The sequence below is a fragment of the Stenotrophomonas genospecies 3 genome (genome assembly GCF_054473855.1).
The window spans coordinates 467074-489851 of the sequence record NZ_JBTMUR010000001.1 but is presented as its reverse complement, the minus strand read 5'-3'; the positions used below and the strand labels follow the sequence as shown (position 1 = coordinate 489851).

Below are 22778 nucleotides of genomic sequence, written 5' to 3'. Positions count from 1 at the left end.
GCTCAGCCGCGGCACGTCGGCGGCAGGTACTTGTCGTTGCTTTCGCCACTGCATTCCCAGCGGCCGCTGTCGCGATCGTATTCCAGCCACAGCAGGTCGCCGTCGATGCCCTTGCCTGGTACCGCCAGCGTTGCTTCGATGCCGCAGTGACCGTTGTTGAAGCGGCCGATGTTCACCGCCGACAGGCCCGCGTTGGCGAAGTCGCCCGGGGCCGGGAAGCCGGCGTCATTGGCACCCGGGCAGCGGCCTTCGTCATCGGCGAAATGCTGCACCTGGTCCTTCAGCGGCTGCAGCGCGGCCACGGCGCTGGCGACTTTGCTGCGCACGGTGTAGTCGTTGTAGGCGGGCAGCGCGATGGCAGCCAGGATGGCCACGATCGGGACCAGCACCAGCAGCAGGCCGCCGCCGATGATGGCGGTCAGGGCGCAGCCGGACAGCTTCTTCTTCGGCGCCGGCAGGGCGGTGGCCGATGCACTGGTGGTGTAGGGCGTGGACGGCGGCAGTACCGGCGGCTGCGGCGGAGGCGGTGCCACCGGTTCCGGATCGGGCTCGGGTTCCACCGGCGGTGCGGCAGCGTCCAGCGCCGGCACGATCAGGCCGAGTTCGTCGACCACGGTGCGCAACGGCTGCCATTGCGGCAGGCCGTCGCGCCAGACCAGGGTGTCCAGGGAGATCTGGTTGTTGCGGAACAACTCGACCAACTGTTCCGCCGGCAGCGGACCCTGCTGCCGGTTGCCTTCTGCATGGAACCACTCGCTCACGGGGACGCTCCTGAATGCGCTATGCCCCCAAGTGTACGGTCAGTGCAGGGGTTCTGGCTCGTCCATGAACATCTGCGTCTCCATCCAGGCGTACGCCGCCTCGGAGCCGGGCTGGTTGAACAGCACCATCAGCACGACCCACTTCAGGTCGTCCAGGTCCAGTTCGTCCTGGTCCAGGGCCATGGCCCGGTCCAGCACCAGCTCGCGCTGGTCGGCGTCGAGGATGCCGTGCTGTTCCAGGTACAGCAGGAAACCACGGCATTCCACGTCCAGCTTGTCCAGTTCGGGGCCGTGGTAGACGCGCACGGGGCCATCGACCCGTGCCTGGGCCACGCTCGGCCGCTGCGCGGCCAGGGCATCGAGCCAGTCGAATGCCTTGTTGATCTCGGTTGGGCTGAAACCGGCCTGGATCAGGCCGTTCTGGAGCGAATCGCGGTCACGGATCAGGTCCGCATCTTCGCTGAAATAGTGTTCAAACAGGTACAGCAGTACGTCCAGGATGCTCTCTTTCATTGCCCCTCGGCCTGCGTCGCGCGACGCTGTGGAGGTGAAGAAACTAGGGAGTTCGACAGTAGCGGCCGTGTACGCACACCACGATTCCCGCCAGTTCCATGGCCAGCAGCATGGAGGACACCTGGGGCGCCGTCAATCCACAGCGCGTGATCAGTGAATCCATACCGCTTGGGTTGTGGTCCAGGGCCCGCCACAAGCACTGGTAGTCAGGGTCGTCGGCCCAGCGCGCCGGCAGGAGTACCGGCGGTGCCTGTTCAGTGGGGGTGGCGAGCCGTGATTGCAAGCCCGGCAGCTGCTGGCGAAGGGCGGGCGCCAGCAGTTCAAGGACCTCCTCCGGGCGCTCGACCAGTGCGGCACCCTCGCGTATCAACCGGTGGCAGCCCGCGGCGCGTGGGTTGAGTACCGAACCGGGCAGGGCACAGACCTCGCGGCCGGCCTCGGCGGCCAGGCGTGCGGTGATCAATGCGCCGGAGCGCTGGGCGGCCTCGACCACCACCGTCGCCAGCGCCAGCCCGGCCACCAGGCGGTTGCGGGCTGGAAAGTGACCGGGGCGTGCCGGTGTGCCCGGCAGGTACTCGCTGAGCACCGTGCCTTCGGTGGCGATCCGGGCCTGCAGCCTGGCGTGGCTGTCCGGGTAAGCCCGGTCCGGGCCGGTGCCGATCACCGCCACGGTGCAGCCCCCGGCGTCCAGCGTGGCCTGGTGGGCGGCCGCGTCGATGCCTGCCGCCAGGCCGCTGGTCACCGCCAGCCCGGCTTCGACGAAGCAGCCGGCAAACCGGGCGGCCAGGGCGCGTCCGCCCGGCGTCGGCGAGCGGCTGCCGACCAGCGCCACCGACGGGCGCCAGGCCAGGCTGGGGTCGCCGGCGATGAACAGCGCCAGGGGTGGGTTCGGGACATCCAGCAGGGGCGGGGGGAATGCCGGATCGGTGAAGGCCAGCAGGTGCTGGTTGTCGTCTTCCAGCCAGCGCCGTGCCGCGGCCCAGGCCCGGGTGTCCGGGCGTTCCAGCGCGGCGCACTGCTCGGGCGTGCAGCCGTGCGCGCGCCAGTTCGCGGCGCCCTGCGCGATCGCAATCTCCGCGCTGCCTGCGGCCTGCAGCAGTGCCCGCCGTGGCGCCAGCGCGCCGCCTGCCATCAACAGGCGCAGCAGCGCCTCGTCAGCTTGGTTGGTCATCCCCCACTATCGAGCGCATACAACAAAGGCGCCCTAGGGCGCCTTCGCATGTGGCTGTCAGGTTTTGCCGGAGGTGCCTGCCGGCCAGCGGCCGGCACTACCTGCAGTGGCCGGGCAACCCGGGACTGGTTACTTCGCGTCCGGGTGCAGTGCGTTGAACCCCACGCGTACCGGCTTCACGCCCTGCATCACCAGCGCGTAGCTGACGTTGTCGAAGGTACGGAACACCATGGCGTGCGCGGCGTATTCGTCCGGCAGCGAAACCCGGCCGGCGCCGGTGCTGAGCGAATCGTCCATGCGCGACGAGGTGGGGTACTTCATGCGGTGCGCCACGTGGCGGCCCGGGCGCCACAGCGAGAACACGGTGCCGTTGTCCACGCCCTGTGCGCGACCTGCGGAAATCGCGATCACATCGCGCGGGCCAGCGGCGGTGAACATGTCGGTAACGGCCAGCACGCGCACATCGACGCCCTCGACACCGGCGGCCGGGACATGGGGGACGAACTGCAGGTCGTACGGCTTGGCCTCGACCGGGACCAGGCGGTCGCCGGCACGCACCTCGCGGCCGCCTTCGTTCTTGTCCAGCACCAGGGTGGACGCCTCGACCTTGCCGCCGGCGACATGGGTGATGGTGCCGGTGGCGACCTGGGCCAGCTCATAGCCGAGTATGCCGCGGCGGTGGTTGGGGGCGTTGTAGGCCCGCCACAGGTTGCCGCTGCCGGGGGTGACGTCGCCGTTGGCGGTCAGGTCCTCGGTCGGCTTGGGCTGGGCGTAGCGCACGGTCGGGCGGACCACGGCCCAGCGCTGGCCCAGCTGGGCGTCGGCCAGGCGCACGTAGACCGCACTGCCGCTGGTGACGCGCAGGCGTTCTTCTTCCAGGCCGGCCACGTAGGGTAGCTGCTCGATGCTGTCGACCACGCTCAGCTGCTTCAGGAACGGCTCGACCTGGGCCAGCGGAATGGCATCGATCGGGGCTTCCTGGCGCGGGCCGGGCTTGGCAGCGACGGTCACCCGGTCCAGATAGGCCAGGCTGAGCACGTCACCGGGATAGATCAGGTGCGGATTGGCGATCTGCGGATTGGCCTGCCAGATCTCCGGCCACAGCCACGGCTTCTGCAGGAAACGTGCGGCGATATCCCACAACGTATCCCCTTTTCGGACCACATAGGTGTCCGGGTGCCCGCCATTCACTTCCACGGCGGTAGCATAGGCAGCCACGGTCAGCATCGCCGCGGCGACGACCGTACGAAAACGAAGCAACATAGGTGTGAAGCCCTGATTCCCCAACAGGTCCGCGCACTATAGTCCAGAAACCGGGGCGCAAGGCAAGCGTTGGAGCTAGAATCTGCGACGTATGCCGGCGTGCCGGCCCCCTATCCGGAAACAGCCATGGCCCTTCTCCCCATTCTCGAGTTCCCCGATCCGCGCCTGCGTACCAAGGCTGCGTTGATCGAAGCCGCCGAAGTCACCACGCCGGCCTTCCAGGAACTGATCGACAACATGTTCCTGACCATGTACGACGCCCCGGGCATTGGCCTGGCCGCCACCCAGGTGGACGTGCACAAGCGCTTCATGGTCATCGACGTCAGCGAAGAAAAGAATGAACCGCATGTGTTCATCAACCCGGAAATCGTCGCCAAGGACGGAGGCCGGGTGTACCAGGAGGGCTGCCTGTCGGTTCCGGGCATCTTCGCCGACGTGACCCGCGCCGATACCATCACCGTGAAGTACCTGGACCGCAACGGCCAGGAACAGCAGCTGGAAGCCGGCGAAGTGCTGGCCACCTGCATCCAGCACGAGATGGATCACCTGGACGGCAAGCTGTTCATCGACTATCTGTCGCCGCTCAAGCGCGAGATGGTGCGCAAGAAGCTGGCCAAGCAGCGCAAGCACGTGGCGTGATCGCCAATCCGGGCCGCCCTTCGGGTGGCCCGTGCCTGCGCGACGCGCGCGGGCTGTACGGCGCCGGCCGACGGCGCCGTTTTCTTTCCTGCACGAATCCATCCTGCAAGTGGGGTAGCCATGAGGATTGTCTTTGCCGGTACGCCGGAATTCGCGGTGTCGTCGCTGCGCGCGGCTGCGCGCCACCATGAGGTCGTGGCCGTCTACACCCAGCCTGATCGTCCGGCCGGCCGTGGCCGTGGCCTGGCGCCGTCGCCGGTCAAGCTTGAAGCCGTGGCCCGTGGCATTCCGGTCTACCAGCCCGAATCGCTGAAGGATGAAGCCGCCCAGCAGCAGCTGCGCGACCTGCAGCCGGACCTGATGGTGGTGGTGGCCTATGGCCTGATCCTGCCCAAGGCGGTGCTGGCCATTCCGACCCACGGCTGCTGGAACGTGCATGCCTCGCTGCTGCCGCGCTGGCGCGGTGCCGCGCCGATCCAGCGCGCGATCCAGGCCGGCGATGCGAAGACCGGCGTCTGCCTGATGCAGATGGAGGCCGGCCTGGATACCGGCCCGGTGCTGCTGCACCAGGAGCTGCCGATCGCGGCCACCGATACCGGTGGCCAGCTGCATGACAAGCTGGCGGAACTGGGCGCGCAGGTGCTGTCCGACGGCCTGGGCCTGCTGCGGGCCGGCATCAAGCCGATCGCGCGGCCGCAGCCGGAGCAGGGCGTGACCTACGCGCACAAGCTGGACAAGGCCGAGGCCCGTCTGGACTGGGCGCTGGATGCAGAGGCGCTGGCACGCACCGTGCGCGCCTTCAATCCGTGGCCGATCGCCGAGGCGACGCTGGCTGGCGAGCGGGTGCGCATCCATGGCGCGGTGGCGCTGGATGAGGCCCACGGCCAGGCGCCGGGCACGGTGCTGGCGGCCAGCCGCGATGGCATCGACATCGCCTGTGGCCAGGGCGCACTGCGCCTGCGTGTGCTGCAGCGGGAAGGTGGCAAGGCGATTACTGCGGCCGACTACCTCAACGCCCGTCGCGATCTGCGCGTGGGGGCATAAGCGGTGTCGAAGCAGAACGATTTCTCCGTCGCCAAGGCGGCGCCGGGCGCGGCCACGCGCATGCTGGCCGCACGTGTGCTGGCACAGGTGTTCACCCGTGGCCGTTCGCTGAAGGCCGAACTGGCCTGGGCGCTGCCGAAGCTGGCCGACAGCCGCGACCGCGCGCTGCTGGAAGCCCTGTGTTTCGCCGTCCTGCGCCGCCGCAGCACCTATGACGCGGCGCTGCAGTCGTGGATGCAGAAGCCGCTGTCGGCGCGTGATGCCGATCTGCGCACGCTGCTGATGGTCGGGTTCGCCCAGCTGGACGTGCTGGAGCTGCCGGCGCACGCGGCGCTGTCGGCCACCGTCGATGCCGCGCGTGCACTGGGCCGTGAGCGCCAGGCGGGCCTGGTCAATGCGATCCTGCGCCGCGCGCAGCGCGAAGGTTTCCCGGAGCAGCCAGCGCGCGATGCCTTCCCGGAATGGCTGGCCGATGCGGTGCAACGCGATTGGCCGGCACAGGCCGACGCGATCTTCAGTGCCAGCCTGCAACCGGCGCCCCTGTGGCTGCGCGCCAACCGCCAGCAGGGCGGTCGTGACAAGGCACTGGCCGCGCTGGCCGAAGCCGGCATTGCCGCAGAAGCCAGTCCGCTCAGTGCCGACGCGTTGCGCCTGGCCTCTCCGGTTGCCGTGAATCAGCTGCCCGGCTTCGCCGAGGGCGCGATCTCGGTGCAGGACCTGTCGGCGCAGTGTGCCGCCGATGCGCTGGCCCCGGTGGCCGGTGCCCGCGTGCTGGACGCTTGTGCGGCACCCGGCGGCAAGTCGGCGCACCTGCTCGAGCGCGACCCCAGCCTGCGCCTGCTGGCGCTGGATATCGACGCGCGCCGCCTGGCCCGTGCACGCGATACCTACACCCGTACCGGCGTGGGCGAGCATGCGCAGACCCTGGCGGCAGATGCCAGTGATCCGGGCGCCTGGTGGGATGGCGTGCCGTTCGACGCGATCCTGCTTGATGCGCCGTGCTCGGCGACCGGCGTGATCCGCCGCCAGCCGGATGTGATGTTCCACCGTCGCGCCGAAGACATCGATGCACTGGTCGGCGTGCAGGCGCGCCTGCTGGAAGCCTGCTGGTCGATGCTGCGCCCGGGCGGCGTTCTGTTGTATGCCACCTGTTCGATCCTGCGCGCCGAGAACATCGATCAGGTGCGCGCATTCCTGAAGTGGCATCCGGATGCCGTGGCGCAGCCGCTGGGCGATGCATTCGGCGTGGATTGCGAAGGGGTGGCGCGCCAGCGGCTGCCGGGTGAAAACGATGCTGACGGTTTCTTCTACGCGCGTCTGTTAAAAGCAGCCTGACCCCCGCTGCCGTTTCGAGTCCCATGCTGAAAGCCCACGCGTCGCGCCAGACGTGGTTGTTGGTGGTGATGGCCCTGCTGGTGCTGGGGGCCGGCCTGGGCCTCCGTGATCCATGGCCCTCGGATGAGCCACGTTTCGCGCTGGTGGCCAAGCAGATGGTCGACAGTGGCTACTGGTTGTTCCCGCATCGCGGCCCCGAGCTGTATTCGGACAAGCCGCCGATGCTGATGTGGTTGCAGGCGGCGATGTACAGCCTGGTCGGCCACTGGCGGGTGGCGTTCCTGCTGCCCTCGCTGCTGGCCGCGCTGGGCACGCTGTGGTGCGTGGTCGATCTCGGCCGCCGCCTGTGGACGCGGCAGGTGGGGCTGTACGCGGGCTGGGCACTGCTGTTCGCGCTGCACTTCACCTTCCAGGCGAAGAAGGCGCAGATCGATCCGCTGGTGGTGCTGTTCATCACCCTGGCCAACTACGGCCTGCTGCGCCATCTGCTGTTGGGTCCGGCCTGGCGCTGGTGGTGGCTGGGCTGGTTCTTTGCCGGCGTCGGTGTGATCACCAAGGGCGTAGGCGTGCTGGCGCTGATGATGATCGCGCCGGCGGCAGTCGCATCCGTGCTGCACTGGCCACGGGTACGCCTGCACGTGCGCGACCTGCGTTTCTGGCTGGCACCGTTGGCCTTCCTGCTGGCGGTGTCGTTGTGGCTGGCGCCGATGCTGCTGGCAGGCTTCGCCACCGGTTCGGAGCCGTACCGCGCCTACATGGACGACATCCTGTTCCGGCAGACCGCGCGGCGCTATACGCAGTCCTGGGACCATCACCAGCCGTGGTGGTACTTCCTGGCGATCATGCCGTCGATGTGGATTCCCGCGTTCCTGCTGCTGCCCTGGGCGCTTCCGGCCTGGTTCCGGCGGCTGCGCCGGCGCGATGCGCGCTACCTGCTGCCGTTGGCCTGGTGGCTGCTGGTCGTGCTGTTCTTCTCCCTTCCGCACGGCAAGCGCGACGTCTACATCCTGCCGGCATTGCCGATGTTCTGCCTGGCGTTGGCGCCGTTGCTGCCCGGGTTGCTGAGGCGGCGCGATGTGCAGCGCGTGCTGGGCGCATTCACCGCGTTGCTGGCACTGGCGCTGGGGCTGGTGGGTGCGCTGGCGCTGCTGGGTGATCCGGATTTCGAAGTGCGCCTTACCCATGGCCGCGGGTTGCTTCCCGGTGCCACCGATGCGCTGGCCTGGGCGGCGCTGGCGATGGCGGTCTGGTCGGCCTTGAGCCTGTGGGTGTGCGGGCGCCAGCGTCGGCACGTTGCCCTGGTCTCTACCCTGGCAGGAGTCTGGGTGCTGTACAGCCTGGTCGGTTATCCGGTATTGAACGACTCCAGCTCGGCCCGTGGCCTGATGCGTGAAGTGAGTGTACGCATCGGCCCGCAGGCCGAGCTGGGACTGGTGGCATGGAAAGAGCAGAACCTGCTGATGGCCGATCGCCCGGCGGCCACCTTTGGATTCGAAGCACGTTGGCATCAACAGCTGCAGGCGGCCGTGCGCTGGCAGCGGCTGGTTCCGCAGCAACGCTGGCTGCTGGTGAACGAGGATGCGATGCAGGCCTGCATCGATCGTGCGCGGGCCGAGATGGCGGGCATTTCCAATCGTCGCCGCTGGTGGCTGGTGCCTGCCGATGCGGTCGCCGGCGACTGCCGGCCGTCAGTGGCGGAACTCGAGCACGAGCGCCGCCTGCAGGGGCCCGGCATCACCGATTGAGCGTTCGGGGAGCGTGGCTCAGGTGCTGGCCAGGGCGGCGTGGTAGCTGGCCAGCGTGGCGTCGGCGAATGTCTGCAGGCCGAACTCCCGCTGTGCATGGCGGCGTGCTGCGCGGCCCTGTTCCGGCAGCGCATCGCGCTGTGCGTACAGCGCCTGTACCTGGGCGGCGATGGCGTCGATGTCGCGTGTGGCAACCACCCAGCCATCGACGCCTTGTTCGATGTTCTCCGGCAGGCCTGCGTAGTCGCTGACCAGCATCGGCTTGGCGCTGGCCATCATCTCGCGGCAGGCGAAGGAGATCGTCTCGACGTCATGGGACAGTACGAAACCAGCATCGCCGGCCGCGATCAGGACGCGGGTATCGGCCAGCAGGCCGGTGAAGTGCACCTGCGCGGCCACCTCGCCCAGCGCCAGCACCTGTTCGCGCTGCTGCGCGCTGGGCAGGTGGCCGGCCACGGCCATGTGCACATGCGGACGCACCGCATCGGGCAGCCGTGCGATGGCCCGGGCCAGGTCGATCCAGCCCTTGTAATCGTCGGTGCCGGCGTTGCTGACCAGCACCAGCGCCTGTGGATCCTGCGTCCACTGCTGGCGCAGCGCGCTGCCGGTGCCGGCCGGCTGCGGTGAGTAGCGCTCCAGGTCAACGCCATTGCGGACCACGTCGATCGGGCAGCGACGGTACGGGCCCTGTTCCAGCAGGCGCTTGGTGTCGGCCGAGACCGCGATCAGTCGATCGGTGGCCCAGCGTGCGCGCAGCGCATTGCCAAAGGTATTGGTGGGTTTGCTGTTGTGCTTGGTCAGCACGATCGGCGGGCGGCGCATGCCCAGCAGCCCCTGCATCACGAAGCGGTGGTCGCGTGCACCGTTGACATGGATCAGGTCGATGCCTTCATCGTGGACCAGCCTGCGCAGCGCGCGCTGTTCGGCCAGCTGCCGGGGCAGCGTTGGCAGGCCGCTGCCGAACGCAATCGGCAGTGTGCGGGCAATGCCTTCATCGGCCATGGTCCGCAGCAGGCGGCTGTCGGCCGGCGCGGCGACGTGGAGCGTGTGCTGGCCGTGCAGCGCACGCGCCAGCGAGACGATGTACGTGGTGTGGCCGCCACCGTCGCCGTAGTGGAAGTTGGTGTACAGGATTTTCATGGGGGGTCTTCAGGCAACGCCCACGCAGTGTGACACAGCGTGGTCAAGGCCGGTCCGCGGAAGGTGCCGGGTCGGCCACCGCCTGTCCATTTCCCAGCATCCACAGCATGATGGTCTTCTGCCGCACGTAGTTGGCGCGGACGTAGGCGTAGACCAGGCCGTGCCAGCCGTCGCGGAAGCCGCCACGGAACAGGAAGCCGCGCCAGAACCGCCAGGCCGGCGCCAGCACCAGCTTGCCCAGCGTGGCCCGCTTGCCGCGTGCGAACTCGTGCTCGGCCATCATCCGCGCGTACTTCTCGGTCTTGGCCAGCTGCTGCTGCAATGACCGGTACGGATAGTGGATCAGGTCGCCGCGCAGGGTGCCCACACTGCCGTCGACACTGGCCGCCTCGTGGATCTCGCGCTTGCCGCGCCAGCCGCCGCGGCGGCGGTCGAACAGGCGCATCACCCGGTCCGGGTAGGCATTGCCATGGCGCAGGAACTTCCCGAAGTACTCCGAGAGGCGGGCGAAGCGGTAGCCGGCCTGGCCGGCGAAGCCACCGTCGCGGGCCTGCTCGATGGCGGTGCGCAGCTCGGGGCTGATGCGCTCGTCGGCGTCCAGGCACAGCACCCAGTCGTGGCTGGCCTGCTCGACGCAGAACGCCTTCTGGCTGCGGAAGCCCTCGAACCGGCGCTGCAGCACGCGGGCACCGGCGGACTCGGCGATGGCTACGGTGGCATCGGTGGACTGCGAGTCCACCACCACGATCTCATCGCAGAAGGCCAGCGAGGCCAGGCAGTCGCCGATGCGCCCGGCCTCGTTGAACGCGATAATGCACGCCGAGATGCGAGGCCGTTCGATGGGAGCGGTCGTGGAGGACATGATGGCCGGGTACCTGTTGTTTGCGACGGAGCGCTATGCGCTGCCTATTCTCGCCCCGTTGGCGCAGGCCTTGCACGCGTCCGGGCAGGAGGTGGCGGCCTGGTTCGAGGACGGCGCGGCCGGCAGCAGCCTGCCGGGGGTGCCCAACGTGGGCCTGAAGCAGGCCCTGGCAATGCGTCCGCGGGCGGTGTTCAGCGCGGCCAACTGGGTGCCGACCTTCCTTTCGGGGGCCAAGGTGCAGCTGTTCCATGGCTTCAACGTGGAGAAGCGGGACAGTGCGCGCGGCCACTTCCGGGTGCGCGGCATGTTCGACCTGTACTGCACGCAGGGGCCGGCCACGACCGCACCGTTCCGCGAGATCGCCAGCCCGCAGGGCCACTTCGCCGTGGCCGAGACTGGCTGGCCGAAGCTGGACCCGCTGTTCCGCGATGACGGAGGCGAGAGTTCCGCGCTGCGCGCACCGGCCGGTGACCGCCCGGTGATCCTGTTCGGTTCCACCTTCACCGAGCGGCTCAGCGCGGCTCCGCACCTGCATGCGCAGATCGCCGCTGATATCGCCGCCGGTGACCACTACTGGCTGCTGACCCTGCACCCGAAGTGCCCACCGGAACTGTTCGAACGCTACCGCGCGCTGGCCGGTGCCAATGCCCGCTTCATCGAGCCGGAGCAGGTGATGGCCGCGCAGCGCGCCGCCGATGTGCTGGTGTCGGACACCTCATCGATCGTTTCGGAGTTCATCGTGCAGCACAAGCCGGTGGTGACCTTCCGCAACCGCGTGCCGAAGCCGCACATGATCGACTTCGATGATCCTGCGCAGCTGCAGGCGATGCTGCAGCGCGCGCTGCACCCGGACGCCGCGCTGCAGGCGGAAATCGTGCGCTACGCCGATGCCATCCACCCTTACCGCGATGGCCGCTCCAGTGAACGGGTGATCGCGGCCACCGAGGATTTCCTGTCCGGTGAAATGGGTGCGTTGCGGCGCAAGCCATTCGGCAGCTGGGTGCGCGATCTGCAGATCCGCAAGGACCTGGGGTATTGGGGCCCGTCGCAGCGCTGATGCCTCGCTGACCCCGCTCGCGGTAGTGCCGGCCGCTGGCCGGCAACCTCGGGAATGGCGGCAGTTGCCGGCCAGCGACCGGCACGACCTGTAGTGCTTACCAGCGCAGCTTGCGCCGCGCCAGCGCCGCCGCCAGTTGCTCCATCACGTGTTGCGCCTGCGCCTGCGGCAGATGATGCAGCGTCAGCGCCACATCACCATGTGCACCGGCGGTGTCCAGCTGCAGGCTGCTGGTGCCCAGCAGTTTGTCCAGCGGCGAGCGTTGCAGGCGCAGGCCCTGCACCTTGTCCAGCTCGGCCCAGCGCCACCAGCGCTTCCACCAGCCGCCGCGCACCGCCACATAGTGTTCGTCCAGGTACCAGCCCATGCGTGCCATCTGCCGGTGCGCGACCAGCAGCGCCACCGGTAGCCACGCCAGCACCAGCAGGCCCCATGGGCCCCAGCGCCAGTACGCGGCCGCAGCCAGCAGCGGCACCAGCACCAGTGCGCCCAGGCACAGCCGCCACCAGCCGCGCTGCGGAATGGACTGCCATTGCAGCGGAGGCCACTGCAGCTGCGGCAGCAGGTGCTGCACCAGCTGCTCACAACGTGTACTGGACGCCAGCGGCGCGAGTTCGCGCAGGGCGCGGTCCTCATCGCGCGCGGGGCCACCGGCGGCACTGTCGATGCGCAGCTGACGCAGCCCGAACCAGCGCTGCAAAGTACCTTCGCGCAGCGTCCAGGCCTGGATGCGCCGGCGCGCCACGCTGCTGCGGGTGCGGCTGAGCAGACCGGCCGATACGGTCAGGCGTCGGTCCTGCTCGCTGAGGGTGAAGCCGTGGTAGCGCAGCAGCGTCAGCACCACCGACAGCACGCGCAGCGCAAGCCAGCCCAGCAGCAGCGCGGCAGCCAGCAGCAGAAACGCACCGGTCACGCCGGGGTGCAGATGGCTGGCGTAGCCAAAGGCTTCGCGTCCACCGCGCTGGAGGGCATCGTCCATCACCGGCCGTGGCACGGTCTGGAACAGCACGCCGAACGCGGCGATCGCCAGCGCCCAGCCGCGGTTGGAGAGCAGGCCCATGCGTACCACGTCCCAGCTCGACAGGCGCAGCAGTACCTGCTCGTTCTCAGTCGCGGTGCTGGCAACCGGGTCGGGCTCGGTGATGCCGGCGGCCTGCGGCGCCTGCCCGCGCTGGCGGACCAGCCGTTCCAGCGCCAGCGCCTGGTCCAGCTTCAGCACCCGCATCTCCGCTTCCGGGCGCACGCCACCGGCCGATTCCAGGCGCAGCTCGGCCACACCAAACAGACGGTGCAGCGGGTTCTGTCGCACCTCCACGTTGTGGATGCGCGCGAACGGAATCTCGCGCCGGTTGCGCGCGAGCAGACCGCTGCGCACGGTGATCGCATCACTGCCGATACGGTAGCGGTAGCTGAGGTACTGCAGCACCGACACCAGTACCAGTGCGGCAATTGCCGTCAGCGGAATCAGCTGCGCCCACATCGGGTCGCGGTCGCCGCGCTGGCCGAACACCAGCAGTGCGACCAGCGGCAGGAAGTAATGGCGCAACTGCATCAACAGTACGAACAACCACGACCACGGATGCAGGCGATGGTCCTCGCCACCGGCAGGCAGCGATGCGGGCAGGGGCGGCGGCAGGCTCACAGGGCGTCGGCGTCCTGGTCGAGCTGATGGGACAGGGTGTCACGCAGGCGCTCGGCGTCGGCCTCGTCCAGGCCGCTCACGGTCACTGCGCTCATGCGGGTCCCGGCGGTGTGCACGATCAGCGTGGCCAGGCCGGCACGGCGTTCCAGCGGGCCGCGGCGCAGGTCCAGGTGCTGCACGCGCGAAATGGGGATGCGCGTTTCCAGCTGCCACATCAGGTCGCGGCGCAGGCCCAGCCCTTGGGCATCCAGCCGCCAGCGGGTGCGGGTCAAGCGCCGGCGGCCGAGCCAGGCGCCGAAGACGATGCCGATCAGCAGCCCAAGGGCGGCCGTCCACAGGTCGCCGGGCAGGTCGAAGAACCACGCGGCTGCGGCCAGCGGCAGGCCCGGCACAAACAGGCCGCCGAAGGCACCTTCCAGTGCGGCCAGCCGCGCGGCGCGGCGCGGCAGCGACTGCCAGGCATCGGTGGTCGGAGCAGTAAGGGGAACGTCGGTCACGCGGGCTCCGTCAGGTGGCAGGGCGGGCGGTGGCGGCCGTGGCCGCACCGCGCAGACGGTAGCAGGTCGGCTGCGTTACTGGGCAGCCTGGATCAGCGCGTCCACATCCAGCATGTGGCCGGCACGATCAGCCTTGGTGCGCAGGTAGTGCTCGTTCTCGGCGGTGATCTCGCCGGTGACCGGAATGCAGTCCAGCACCTCGATGCCAGCGTTGCGCAGGCGCTGCGCCTTGGTCGGGTTGTTGCTGAGCAGGGCCACGCGCGAAATGCCCAGGCCGCGCAGCATCGCCACCGCGCTGCCGTAGCGCCGTTCGTCGGCGCCGAAGCCGAGCTGTGCATCGGCATCGATGGTGTCCAGGCCGTCATGCTGGTAGCCATAGGCGCGCATCTTGGCGGCGATGCCGGTGCCGCGGCCTTCCTGGTCCAGGTACAGCAGCACGCCGCCGCCCAGTTCCTTCAGCTTGCGCAGGCCGCGCCGCAGCTGGTCGCCGCAGTCGCACTTGAGCGAACCGAACAGGTCGCCGGTCAGGCACGAGGAGTGCACGCGTACCGGTACCACCGCCGACAGATCCGGTTCGCCGACGATGATCGCGACCTGGTCACGCTGGGCGACGCCACCACGGAACACCGCGAACGTGGTCATGCCGACATCGCGCAGCGGTACCGGCGAACGCGCCACCAGTTCGTAGTCATGCGCGGCATGTGCTGCGCCCTCGGCCAGGTCGCACAGCGCAACCTCGGCCGCGCCATCGAAGGTGTGGTCTTTGGCGTCCAGGCGCACCGCCACCATCGCCGGCAGCAACAGGCCGAGGCGGGCCAGTTCCACCGCGCCTGCATCGAAGGCGTCACCGGCGCTCCAGCCGTCCGGCATCGGGCCCGGTTCACGCAGGTAGCCCAGCGAGGGCAGGGCATCGAAGGCAACACCGGCCAGCGGCAGGCGCGCACCCTGCGGGGCCTCCACGCCAAGCACGCGGGCGCGGGTGGCGGTCAGGAACAGGTAGTGCCGCTCGCGGGCGGCATTGGCGAAGGCAGCGAAGCTGCTGGCCGTGGCGCTGTCCAGCGCGATCACCGCCAGGCGCTGGCCCTGGCCATCGTGGAGAAGCACCGGGCGACCGGCACGCAGTTCGGCCACCGCGCGCTCGCAGCGGATCGCGGCCGGATCGCCGAACAGGGAAGAAGCAGCAGACATGGCAGGACCGGGGGAGTCGGACATCGCAGTCTCTATGGGGGCGCCGGCGTCGTATTCAACGTGGTGCGGCCGCCGGTCGCAGGGGCCGGATGGGCCTGGGTGCGGCGGCCGTCAGTGCGGATGCTCTTCGGTCGCGTACGGGTCTTCTTCGCCGCTGCCCGGTGGCCGCAGCGTATAGCGCTTGTAGGTCCACTGGTACTGCGCCGGATCGCGGCGGGCAATGCGCTCGATGCCGGCATTGAGCGCGGTGGCGGCCACCTGCGGGTCGGGGTCGGCCACGGCGGCGTCGGTCGGTTCGATGTGCAGGGCGAATTCCATGTCCGGGCCGATGCGCTCGCACCAGCCATACAGCACGGTGGCGCCGGTGCGCTCGGCCAGCCGGTTGACCAGGGTCATGGTCAGCGCCTGCACGCCGAAGAACGGCACGAACACGCCATCGCCGGCCTTGGGCTGCTGGTCGGGCAGGATGCCGGTGGCACCGCCGTCCTTGAGCACCTTGAACAGCTGGCGCACGGCCGGGCCTTCGGCGCGCACCTGCTGTACGTTCTGGCCGCCCCGCACCAGCTGCAGGAAGGCATCGCTGGCCTCGTCCTCCGGTGGCTTGTAGACGATGGCGATCTGCCCGCGCGAGGCCAGCCACTGGTTCAGCAGCTCCCAGTTGCCGAAGTGCGGTGCGGCCACGATCACGCCCTTGCCGCTGGCCAGGGCCGCGTCGTACAGGGCCTCGCCGTGGCGCTGCTTCAGGTGCAGGCGCAGGTTGTCGGCCGGCGCCTGGCTCCACAGGCGCAGGGTCTCGATGGCCTGCAGGGCGGTGGAGCGCAGCAGCTCCCGGTGCAGGCGGTCGCGCGTGGCGCGGTCCAGGTCCGGGTAGGCCAGCTCCAGGTTGCGTCGGGTGACGCGGCTCTCACGGGCATTGAGACTGATCCAGGTCCAGGACAGGGCACGGGCGATTCCCCGCAGCAGCGGCCAGGGCAGGCGGGCGAACAGGGTGGTGGCGCGGTAGACCAGCCGGGCTTTGCGTTGCGGATTCATCTGCGCCAGTTTAGCCAAGGGCGCTGCTATCGTGGCCGGCCCCGTTCATTGGAGCCCACGATGCTCGTCCTTATCCAGCGTGTCAGCCAGGCTGCCGTCCACGTCGATGACGAAGCGGTCGGCCAGATTGGTCCGGGCCTGCTGGCGCTGGTGGGCATGGAACCGGGCGATACCGAGGCCCAGCTGCGGCGCATGGCCGAGCGCCTGCTGGGCTACCGGGTGTTCGCCGACGAGGCCGGGAAGATGAACCGGTCGCTGCGCGATACCGGCGGCGGCCTGCTGCTGGTCAGCCAGTTCACCCTGGCGGCCGATACCCGTTCGGGCATGCGGCCCAGCTTCACCAGCGCCGCACCGCCGGACGAGGCTGAACGCGGGTTCAATCGATTTGTCGAGATCTGTCGTGAAAATCACGCACCAGGGGTGGAAACGGGCCGATTTGGTGCCCATATGGTCGTCAGCCTGGTCAATGACGGTCCCGTGACCTTCCTTCTCAGGCCCTGAGCCTGCGGGACCACCGCCCGGCAGGCGGGGCCCCGGGCTGGTATAATGCTACGTTCCCTATTTCTCCCTAGCCGGTGGCGCGAGCACTACATGGCCAACGAACGTCCTGCCCAATCCGAAATCAAGCAACTGATCAGCAAGGGCCTGGAACAGGGCTACCTGACCTACGCCGAAGTCAATGACCATCTGCCGGACGACATGGTCGACCCGGAACAGATCGAAGACATCATCGGCATGATCAACGGCATGGGCATCGATGTCCATGAAGTTGCGCCGGATGTGGAAACCCTGCTTCTCAACGATGGCAACACCGGTAACCGCGAAGTCGATGACACCGCGGCCGAAGAAGCCGCCGCCGCGCTGAGCGCGCTCGATACCGAAGGTGGCCGTACCACCGACCCGGTGCGCATGTACATGCGCGAAATGGGCACCGTCGAGCTGCTGACCCGCGAAGGCGAAATCGCCATTGCCAAGCGCATCGAGGAAGGCCTTTCGCAGGTCCAGGCCGCCCTGGGCCAGTTCCCGGTCTCGGTCGAGTCGCTGCTGACCGACTACGAAGCCCACAAGGAAGGCAAGAAGCGCCTGGCCGAAGTGATCGTTGGTTTCAACGACCTGGCCGACGAAGAGCCGGCGCCGCCGGCGGCTGCTGCCGATGACAGCAGCGATGCCGACGCCGAAGGCGACGAGGACGAGGACGATGATGTCGAGGGTGGCGAGGAAGAAGCCGCACCGACCGGTCCGGATCCGGAGGAAGTCGCTGCGCGCATGCAGGCGCTGAGCGATGCCTTCAACGCCTTCAAGAAGGCCGCCACCAAGGGCGACAAGAAGAACCTGCCGCGCCTGCGCGAAGAGATGTCGGCGGTGTTCGTCACCCTGAAGCTGCCGCTGCCGCTGACCGACGTGCTGACCAAGCAGCTGCGCGACACCATGGCGTCGATCAAGGCCCATGAGCGCCGTGTGCTGAATCTGGCGACCGTCACCGCCCGCATGCCGCGCAAGGACTTCATCCGTTCCTGGGAAGGCAACCAGACCAATCTGGAGTGGGTGGAAGACGCGCTGAAGCGCAAGCAGAAGTGGTCTTCGGCCCTGCGCGAAGTAAAGGACCAGATCATCGCCGAACAGCAGGCGACGATCGACATCGAGAAGCTGACCCAGCTGGACCTGGAAGAGCTGAAGGAAATCAGCCGTGCCATGGCCTACGGTGAAGCCAAGGCGCGCAAGGCCAAGAAGGAAATGGTCGAGGCCAACCTGCGCCTGGTGATCTCGATCGCCAAGAAGTACACCAATCGCGGCCTGCAGTTCCTCGACCTCATCCAGGAAGGCAACATCGGCCTGATGAAGGCCGTGGACAAGTTCGAGTACCGCCGCGGTTACAAGTTCTCGACCTACGCCACCTGGTGGATCCGCCAGGCGATCACCCGCTCGATCGCCGACCAGGCGCGCACCATCCGTATTCCGGTGCACATGATCGAGACGATCAACAAGTTGAACCGCATTTCCCGCCAGATGCTCCAGCAGTACGGCCGCGAGGCTACGCCGGAGGAGCTGGCCAAGGAAATGGACATGCCGGAAGACAAGATCCGCAAGGTGATGAAGATCGCCAAGGAGCCGATCTCGATGGAAACCCCGATCGGCGACGACGAGGATTCCCATCTGGGCGACTTCATCGAGGACACCAACGTGGAGTCCCCGATCGAGAACACCACCAACATCAATCTGTCTGAAACCGTGCGCGACGTGCTGGCCGGCCTCACCCCGAGGGAAGCCAAGGTGCTGCGCATGCGCTTCGGTATCGACATGAACACCGACCACACCCTTGAGGAAGTCGGCAAGCAGTTCGACGTGACCCGCGAGCGCATCCGCCAGATCGAAGCGAAGGCCCTGCGCAAGCTGCGTCACCCGAGCCGCTCGGAGCAGCTGCGCAGCTTCCTGGATATCGATTGATTTCCAGCGGCTGTTGAAGCGTTGAGAGAAACCCCGCTTCGGCGGGGTTTTTCTTTGCCCACCATATCCCTGTAAAGCCGAGCCTTTGCTCGACTGAGGCTTATGATTACGTAACAAATAATGTAACGGAAGACCCGCGTCGAAGCTGGCTCTTCGTGAACATGCCCATTATTTTCAAGCTCATAGGTGCACGGCCGCGCTTGCAGTCCCGCTTTTTTGATGCTAATTACGTAACAAATTTCGTATTACGTAATGCACATGCCACGCGCTCAACGCCCACAGGTACTGGATCTGATCGCTCAGCTGGCCCCCGGCCAGCCGCTACCTGCCGCGGCGCTGGCCGAGCGTCTGGGGGTGGACCGGATGGCGCTCAGCCGGCTGGTGGCCGCCAGTGGCCCGCAGGTGGTGCGCATGGGCAGCACCCGGGCAACCGCCTATGCACTGCGGCGGCCCACCCGGGCCGGCAGCGAATGGCCGCTGTACCGGCTGCGCGAAGATGCGACGCTGGAGGAGCTGGGGCGGGTAATTGCGCTGGTAGGAGGCGGCTTCCACGTCGATGCCGGGCCTGACTGTCCGAACCTGCGACGCGCGCCCGAAGGTGACGTTGCCGCCTTCTTTCCTGACTTGCCGTGGTACCTGGATGACCTGCGACCGCAGGGATTTCTTGGTCGCAGCTTCGCCCATGGCCGTGCGCAGGCGCTCGGCCTGCCGAAGGACCTCAAGAGCTGGCAACCGGACGATGTGTTGATGGCCCTGGTAACCGCTGGCGGGACTGAAGCGGGCGATCTGCTGCTCGGTACCGCCGCCGTGGAGGCGGCGATGGAGACGTTGCAGGTGCCGATCGATCGGGTTGCGGCCGACGATCGTCTTGCACAGTATCGCGAGCGTGCGCGTGCTGCGCTGGACGGAGAGGACGTGGGCTCCTCGCCGGGTGGCGAGCAACCCAAGTTCACCGCCACCGTAGAGGCCTACGGCAGGCGCCGCTCGGTCCTGGTCAAGTTCGCGCAGCCCGATGAAGGCGCCGCCGCCCAGCGCTGGAGCGATCTGCTGGTCTGCGAACATCTGGCGCTTGAGGCCCTGCGCGAGTCCGGACAAGCCGCGGCGTCCAGCGAACTGCTGCAGTCGCCCACGCACACCTTCCTGGAAATCGAGCGCTTCGACCGCACGCCCGATCTGCTGGGGCGGCGAGGCCTGGTCTCGCTGCTGTCGCTATCGTCTGCGTTCACCGGCGAGGTCACCCCAGCGTGGCCGGTTGCAGGCGCCGAACTGCGTGATCAAGGCTGGCTGACGGCCGACACCGTGCAGGCGATGGGCCGACGCCATGCGTTCGGGCGGCTGATCGGCAACAGCGACATGCACCACGGCAACATCGCCTTCCACTTCATTGATCGCGGCCCGCTGCCGCTGGCGCCGGTCTACGACATGCTGCCGATGTCGCTGGCGCCGTCAAAGCTGGGCGTGTTGCGCGCGGACGAGCCGCTGTCGCCGGTCGCACCGCTGGGCAGTGGTGATCTGCAGCATCTGCGCTGGGCGGCACCGGTGGCTGAAGCATTCTGGCAGTGCGTGGCTGTTGACGGGCGGATCCAGTCGCCGGCAATGCGGTCGTTGGCGGGGGCGAACGCCGAGCGGGTGCGGGAGATGGGCGCGCGGTTTGGGTGAGCCAGCTGTTGCGCAAGCCTGGGCGCGTGGCGTTGCGCAGCGATGGCTGAGGGTTTTTCAGTGTGTCTTGGCGCCGGCGGGTAGCCGGTTGAGCGCAGGCTCCACTACACTGTGACGCTGCGCAGGGCCTATAGCTCAACGGTTAGAGCAGGGGACTCATAATCCCTTGGTTCCAGGTTCGAATCCTGGTGGGCCCACCATCTACTGATCCGGCAACGTCCAGGTCAGTCCGAATATCCTAGAAAAACGACCTCATTCTCGGCTTTCATGTCCAGCCAGGTCCGGTCGCGTGCGCCTTCATCCAGCTGGAACGTGAGTAACGGTGCGAGTAAGATGACCGGAAGGTCTTCGCTTACTCACATACCGGTTACTCACAGCCATGTTGACGGACACCAAGCTGCGCAGCCTCAAGCCCCAGGGCAAGGTCTATCGCCTAGCCGACGCCAATGGGCTGTGCGTCGAGGTGAGGCCTTCGGGGGCCAGGATCTGGCGCTATCGGTACCGGTTCGCCGGCAAGGCGAACATGCTGACCATCGGCGATTACCCGGCGGTTTCCCTTGCAGAAGCTCGCGCCGAGCGGGACAAGGCCCGGGCCCAGCTCAAGAAGGGCATGGACCCGGCTCTCGTGGTGAAGATCGAGCGGGCGGCACAGGAGGAAGAGGCCGGCAATACCTTTGGCTCTCTTGCTGAAGAACTAGTGGCGCAACGGGCCAAGAAGCTGACCCCCGGGTCAGTCGTTCGGGAGCGCCGGATGCTGGAGCGCGACCTAGGGAGCATCGCTGATCTGCCCGTTCGGAGCGTGACTGCGCCAATCCTGCTGAAGGCCCTGCGGAAGATCGAGGCCCGTGGAGCGCTTGAGACGGCGCATCGGGCTCGCGCCGCTGCGGGCATGGTCTTTCGCTATGCCATCGCCACCGGCCGTGCAGAGAACAACCCCGCCCTGAGTCTTGCCGGTGCGTTGACCCCTACGAAAACCAAGCACTTCTCAAGCCTGACTGAGCCAGAGGAGGTGGCAAAGCTTCTCAAGGCGATCTACGGCTACCAAGGGTCGCCCATCGTCTCCGCTGCGCTCAAGCTTTCGGCGCTCCTGTTCGTCAGGCCGGGCGAGCTCCGTGCGGCGCGCTGGGAGGATATCGACCTGGATGCGGCTGAGTGGCGTTACATCACCAGCAAGACTCAGACCCAGCACATCGTTCCCTTGGCGGGGCAGGTCGTCGAGCTCCTGGAGGATGTCCGGCCCTACGCAAGGAAAAGCCAGTACGTCTTTCCGAGCGTGCGCAGCATCCAGAAGCCAATCAGTGAGAACACGATCAACGCTGCTCTGCGCAACCTCGGGTTCGACGGCGAGATGATGACTGCCCATGGCTTTCGGGCCATGGCGAGAACCCTGCTGGACGAGGTGCTTGGATTCAGGCCGGACTTCATCGAGCATCAACTCGCCCATGCGGTACGGGATCCGCTGGGGCGGGCGTATAACCGGACTACCCACCTAGAAGAGCGCAGAAGGATGATGCGGGCTTGGGCAAACTACCTAGACGAGTTGAGACGTCGCGCATAGGCTTCGAGTCACAGATGAGTTCGCGCATCGTCGCTCAATTGACGACAATGCGCGTGGAGCAACTCGTGGTAGGGGTGCCGCTTGGCGTCGAAGAACGCGTACTGCGTCGCCAGCTACTTGGGCTCATTCGAGTTGAGGCACGCGCCGATGTGTTCGGCTTGATGCTGATGATGGTGCGGTCCTGACCTGACTGAAATGGCGTGAATGAGCCAGCGTTGTTGTTGCATTCGACTGGACGAAGTCGTGCTTTTCGCTGAGTCAGCAGCTCCGGGGAGTGCGTCTGCTGTGGTTCGAAGGCTTGACCACACAGCCCATCGCGCGACGTAGACCCCGGGGAGCAGGTTTAATTTTCCGGCAAGGTGACAATCATGCGAATGACGGACACAAGGCGCTTTGCTGAAGCGCTAGGCAGTTGGATGCACTTCGAAACCTGCTGTTTCAGGGCAGGTCTGTTTTCCGAGAGCTCGTTCAAGAGCGCAATTGGTAATGTCGCCAGCTCTCTGCATGGGGACCACAAAGCAGCCCGGGTCCATGCGGACTACCCTCTGGCCGCGCTCCAGCGCGTCCCAGATGCCGAGCGCAAGATTGGCGGTGGTCGAAAGCGTAGCGTCGACTTCGCACTGATCTATGATGACGGAAGACAGCCTGCATCAGATCCACAAGTTCTTATTGAGGCAAAATGGGCCGGATCGTCGCACTGCTCGGTGACGAATTTGATGGCGGATTTCATCCGTCTCTGCCTCATGAAGCGAGCGCACCCGAACGCAACATGTCTGCTAGTACTTGCTGGTCATTCGAGAGATATCAACAAAGTTCTCTCGCGCAGACCCTTTGTGGGGGGAGCCCGTGATGTTATGCCCTCCAAAGACAACGCCAGCAAGAGCTTTAAGTTTCTGCATAGGGACGCCGCCCACCAGAGCGCTTTTGCTGCAGCCATCGCTGCGTTTCATCAAGCGAACCTGAAAGTGCCAATTCGATTTTCTGTTTCTGGCGGCGCTCCCTATCCGACAGGAGCAGCGAAATTTCAGGCAGTGGCGTGGGAAGTTGGTAGTGTTGACGTTAGAGATTTAAGTCGCGACGAGTGGCCGAGTCCGACGAAAAGCCGTGCTACGCAGCTAGTCGAGGATGCGATTATCTAGGCCGGCCCGCCGCCAATGCGCGTTTCAGTCGGCACAACGGTGCATGGCGGTTACGGCTAGCAAGATTGCTCTGACCTGCTGGACCAGA

21 protein-coding genes and 1 tRNA gene are annotated in these 22778 nt (G+C 67.2%); 12 read left to right on the top strand and 10 right to left on the bottom strand.

Features of this window, described 5'->3' with window-relative positions:
* Nucleotides 1-2: 2 nt before the first annotated feature.
* From ACX9OT_RS02210 to ACX9OT_RS02195, 4 genes are all read right to left on the bottom strand, one after another.
* The gene (locus ACX9OT_RS02210; protein WP_049461964.1) at nt 3-761 is read right to left on the bottom strand and encodes a pilin; all 759 of its coding nucleotides are present in this window, start codon (nt 759-761) and stop codon (nt 3-5) included.
* A 39-nt stretch (nt 762-800) separates the two neighbouring features.
* Nucleotides 801-1274, bottom strand: coding sequence for a DUF494 family protein (locus ACX9OT_RS02205; protein ID WP_005411195.1), 474 nt, complete (start codon nt 1272-1274; stop codon nt 801-803).
* Between the two features lie 43 nt (nt 1275-1317).
* On the bottom strand, nt 1318-2445 hold the full coding sequence (gene dprA / locus ACX9OT_RS02200) for a DNA-processing protein DprA (RefSeq protein ID WP_049461965.1): 1128 nt from the start codon (nt 2443-2445) through the stop codon (nt 1318-1320).
* Between the two features lie 129 nt (nt 2446-2574).
* A complete protein-coding gene (locus ACX9OT_RS02195; RefSeq protein ID WP_032128553.1) occupies nt 2575-3708 on the bottom strand; it encodes a LysM peptidoglycan-binding domain-containing protein in 1134 nt (377 codons plus the stop codon).
* Nucleotides 3709-3834: 126 nt separating this feature from the next.
* Here ACX9OT_RS02195 and def point away from each other — a divergent pair, with 126 nt between their 5' ends.
* The 4 genes from def to ACX9OT_RS02175 all read left to right on the top strand — a co-directional run bounded on the left by def (nt 3835) and on the right by ACX9OT_RS02175 (nt 8471).
* Complete coding sequence (gene def, locus ACX9OT_RS02190; RefSeq protein ID WP_008267110.1) at nt 3835-4347, top strand: peptide deformylase; 513 nt, start codon at nt 3835-3837, stop codon at nt 4345-4347.
* Between the two features lie 120 nt (nt 4348-4467).
* Nucleotides 4468-5391: a methionyl-tRNA formyltransferase gene (fmt, locus tag ACX9OT_RS02185; RefSeq protein WP_049461966.1), complete on the top strand. Its 924-nt coding sequence runs from the start codon at nt 4468-4470 to the stop codon at nt 5389-5391.
* 3 nt (nt 5392-5394) lie between these two features.
* Complete coding sequence (gene rsmB, locus ACX9OT_RS02180) at nt 5395-6726, top strand: 16S rRNA (cytosine(967)-C(5))-methyltransferase RsmB (RefSeq protein ID WP_032128556.1); 1332 nt, start codon at nt 5395-5397, stop codon at nt 6724-6726.
* A 23-nt stretch (nt 6727-6749) separates the two neighbouring features.
* Nucleotides 6750-8471 (top strand): ArnT family glycosyltransferase, encoded by a 1722-nt coding sequence (locus ACX9OT_RS02175; protein ID WP_049461967.1) that lies wholly within the window; start codon nt 6750-6752, stop codon nt 8469-8471.
* An 18-nt stretch (nt 8472-8489) separates the two neighbouring features.
* On the opposite strand, the gene ACX9OT_RS02170 is transcribed toward ACX9OT_RS02175, so the two are convergent.
* Both ACX9OT_RS02170 and ACX9OT_RS02165 read right to left on the bottom strand, forming a co-directional pair.
* Nucleotides 8490-9611, bottom strand: coding sequence for a glycosyltransferase family 4 protein (locus ACX9OT_RS02170; RefSeq protein ID WP_049461968.1), 1122 nt, complete (start codon nt 9609-9611; stop codon nt 8490-8492).
* 43 nt (nt 9612-9654) lie between these two features.
* The gene (locus ACX9OT_RS02165) at nt 9655-10473 is read right to left on the bottom strand and encodes a glycosyltransferase family 2 protein (RefSeq protein WP_049461969.1); all 819 of its coding nucleotides are present in this window, start codon (nt 10471-10473) and stop codon (nt 9655-9657) included.
* Between ACX9OT_RS02165 and ACX9OT_RS02160 the strand changes: the two genes are divergently transcribed.
* Entirely contained in the window at nt 10472-11530 is a 1059-nt protein-coding gene (locus tag ACX9OT_RS02160; RefSeq protein ID WP_459000677.1) for a CDP-glycerol glycerophosphotransferase family protein, read from the top strand. The two genes, ACX9OT_RS02165 and ACX9OT_RS02160, sit on opposite strands and share 2 nt — an antisense overlap.
* 97 nt (nt 11531-11627) lie before the next feature.
* Here ACX9OT_RS02160 and ACX9OT_RS02155 read toward each other — a convergent pair whose 3' ends face one another.
* The 4 genes from ACX9OT_RS02155 to ACX9OT_RS02140 all read right to left on the bottom strand — a co-directional run bounded on the left by ACX9OT_RS02155 (nt 11628) and on the right by ACX9OT_RS02140 (nt 15889).
* The gene (locus ACX9OT_RS02155) at nt 11628-13172 is read right to left on the bottom strand and encodes a PH domain-containing protein (RefSeq protein ID WP_049461971.1); all 1545 of its coding nucleotides are present in this window, start codon (nt 13170-13172) and stop codon (nt 11628-11630) included.
* A complete protein-coding gene (locus tag ACX9OT_RS02150) occupies nt 13169-13669 on the bottom strand; it encodes a PH domain-containing protein (RefSeq protein ID WP_049461972.1) in 501 nt (166 codons plus the stop codon). Before ACX9OT_RS02150 ends, ACX9OT_RS02155 begins: the two co-directional genes overlap by 4 nt.
* A gap of 75 nt (nt 13670-13744) precedes the next feature.
* The gene (gene ribA / locus ACX9OT_RS02145) at nt 13745-14881 is read right to left on the bottom strand and encodes a GTP cyclohydrolase II RibA (RefSeq protein WP_049461973.1); all 1137 of its coding nucleotides are present in this window, start codon (nt 14879-14881) and stop codon (nt 13745-13747) included.
* 87 nt (nt 14882-14968) lie between these two features.
* On the bottom strand, nt 14969-15889 hold the full coding sequence (locus ACX9OT_RS02140) for a lauroyl acyltransferase (protein ID WP_049461974.1): 921 nt from the start codon (nt 15887-15889) through the stop codon (nt 14969-14971).
* Between the two features lie 60 nt (nt 15890-15949).
* On the opposite strand from ACX9OT_RS02140, the gene dtd reads away from it, so the two are divergent.
* From dtd to ACX9OT_RS02105, 7 genes are all read left to right on the top strand, one after another.
* A complete protein-coding gene (gene dtd, locus ACX9OT_RS02135; RefSeq protein WP_049401012.1) occupies nt 15950-16390 on the top strand; it encodes a D-aminoacyl-tRNA deacylase in 441 nt (146 codons plus the stop codon).
* A 90-nt stretch (nt 16391-16480) separates the two neighbouring features.
* Nucleotides 16481-18334, top strand: coding sequence for an RNA polymerase sigma factor RpoD (gene rpoD, locus ACX9OT_RS02130; RefSeq protein WP_014038623.1), 1854 nt, complete (start codon nt 16481-16483; stop codon nt 18332-18334).
* Nucleotides 18335-18592: 258 nt separating this feature from the next.
* Nucleotides 18593-19993 carry a type II toxin-antitoxin system HipA family toxin YjjJ gene (gene yjjJ, locus ACX9OT_RS02125; protein WP_065428852.1) on the top strand — a complete coding sequence of 467 codons (1401 nt, stop codon included), beginning with the start codon at nt 18593-18595 and terminating at the stop codon, nt 19991-19993.
* 124 nt (nt 19994-20117) lie between these two features.
* A tRNA-Ile gene (locus ACX9OT_RS02120) sits at nt 20118-20193 on the top strand.
* A gap of 179 nt (nt 20194-20372) precedes the next feature.
* Complete coding sequence (locus ACX9OT_RS02115) at nt 20373-21551, top strand: tyrosine-type recombinase/integrase (RefSeq protein ID WP_153854613.1); 1179 nt, start codon at nt 20373-20375, stop codon at nt 21549-21551.
* A 14-nt stretch (nt 21552-21565) separates the two neighbouring features.
* The gene (locus ACX9OT_RS02110) at nt 21566-21736 is read left to right on the top strand and encodes a hypothetical protein (protein WP_153854612.1); all 171 of its coding nucleotides are present in this window, start codon (nt 21566-21568) and stop codon (nt 21734-21736) included.
* A gap of 183 nt (nt 21737-21919) precedes the next feature.
* On the top strand, nt 21920-22690 hold the full coding sequence (locus ACX9OT_RS02105) for a hypothetical protein (protein ID WP_153854611.1): 771 nt from the start codon (nt 21920-21922) through the stop codon (nt 22688-22690).
* Nucleotides 22691-22778: the final 88 nt, after the last annotated feature.

Bases quoted from the DNA above. Each gene is read 5' to 3' on its own strand.
- ACX9OT_RS02110 (WP_153854612.1), top strand. From the start codon at position 21,566: ATGAGTTCGCGCATCGTCGCTCAATTGACGACAATGCGCGTGGAGCAA.
- ACX9OT_RS02165 (WP_049461969.1), bottom strand. From the start codon at position 10,473: ATGTCCTCCACGACCGCTCCCATCGAACGGCCTCGCATCTCGGCGTGC.
- dprA (WP_049461965.1), bottom strand. From the start codon at position 2,445: ATGACCAACCAAGCTGACGAGGCGCTGCTGCGCCTGTTGATGGCAGGC.
- ACX9OT_RS02140 (WP_049461974.1), bottom strand. From the start codon at position 15,889: ATGAATCCGCAACGCAAAGCCCGGCTGGTCTACCGCGCCACCACCCTG.
- yjjJ (WP_065428852.1), top strand. From the start codon at position 18,593: ATGCCACGCGCTCAACGCCCACAGGTACTGGATCTGATCGCTCAGCTG.
- ACX9OT_RS02170 (WP_049461968.1), bottom strand. From the start codon at position 9,611: ATGAAAATCCTGTACACCAACTTCCACTACGGCGACGGTGGCGGCCAC.
- ribA (WP_049461973.1), bottom strand. From the start codon at position 14,881: ATGTCCGACTCCCCCGGTCCTGCCATGTCTGCTGCTTCTTCCCTGTTC.
- ACX9OT_RS02115 (WP_153854613.1), top strand. From the start codon at position 20,373: ATGTTGACGGACACCAAGCTGCGCAGCCTCAAGCCCCAGGGCAAGGTC.
- def (WP_008267110.1), top strand. From the start codon at position 3,835: ATGGCCCTTCTCCCCATTCTCGAGTTCCCCGATCCGCGCCTGCGTACC.
- ACX9OT_RS02160 (WP_459000677.1), top strand. From the start codon at position 10,472: ATGATGGCCGGGTACCTGTTGTTTGCGACGGAGCGCTATGCGCTGCCT.
- ACX9OT_RS02205 (WP_005411195.1), bottom strand. From the start codon at position 1,274: ATGAAAGAGAGCATCCTGGACGTACTGCTGTACCTGTTTGAACACTAT.
- fmt (WP_049461966.1), top strand. From the start codon at position 4,468: ATGAGGATTGTCTTTGCCGGTACGCCGGAATTCGCGGTGTCGTCGCTG.
- dtd (WP_049401012.1), top strand. From the start codon at position 15,950: ATGCTCGTCCTTATCCAGCGTGTCAGCCAGGCTGCCGTCCACGTCGAT.
- ACX9OT_RS02195 (WP_032128553.1), bottom strand. From the start codon at position 3,708: ATGTTGCTTCGTTTTCGTACGGTCGTCGCCGCGGCGATGCTGACCGTG.
- ACX9OT_RS02105 (WP_153854611.1), top strand. From the start codon at position 21,920: ATGCGAATGACGGACACAAGGCGCTTTGCTGAAGCGCTAGGCAGTTGG.
- rpoD (WP_014038623.1), top strand. From the start codon at position 16,481: ATGGCCAACGAACGTCCTGCCCAATCCGAAATCAAGCAACTGATCAGC.
- ACX9OT_RS02175 (WP_049461967.1), top strand. From the start codon at position 6,750: ATGCTGAAAGCCCACGCGTCGCGCCAGACGTGGTTGTTGGTGGTGATG.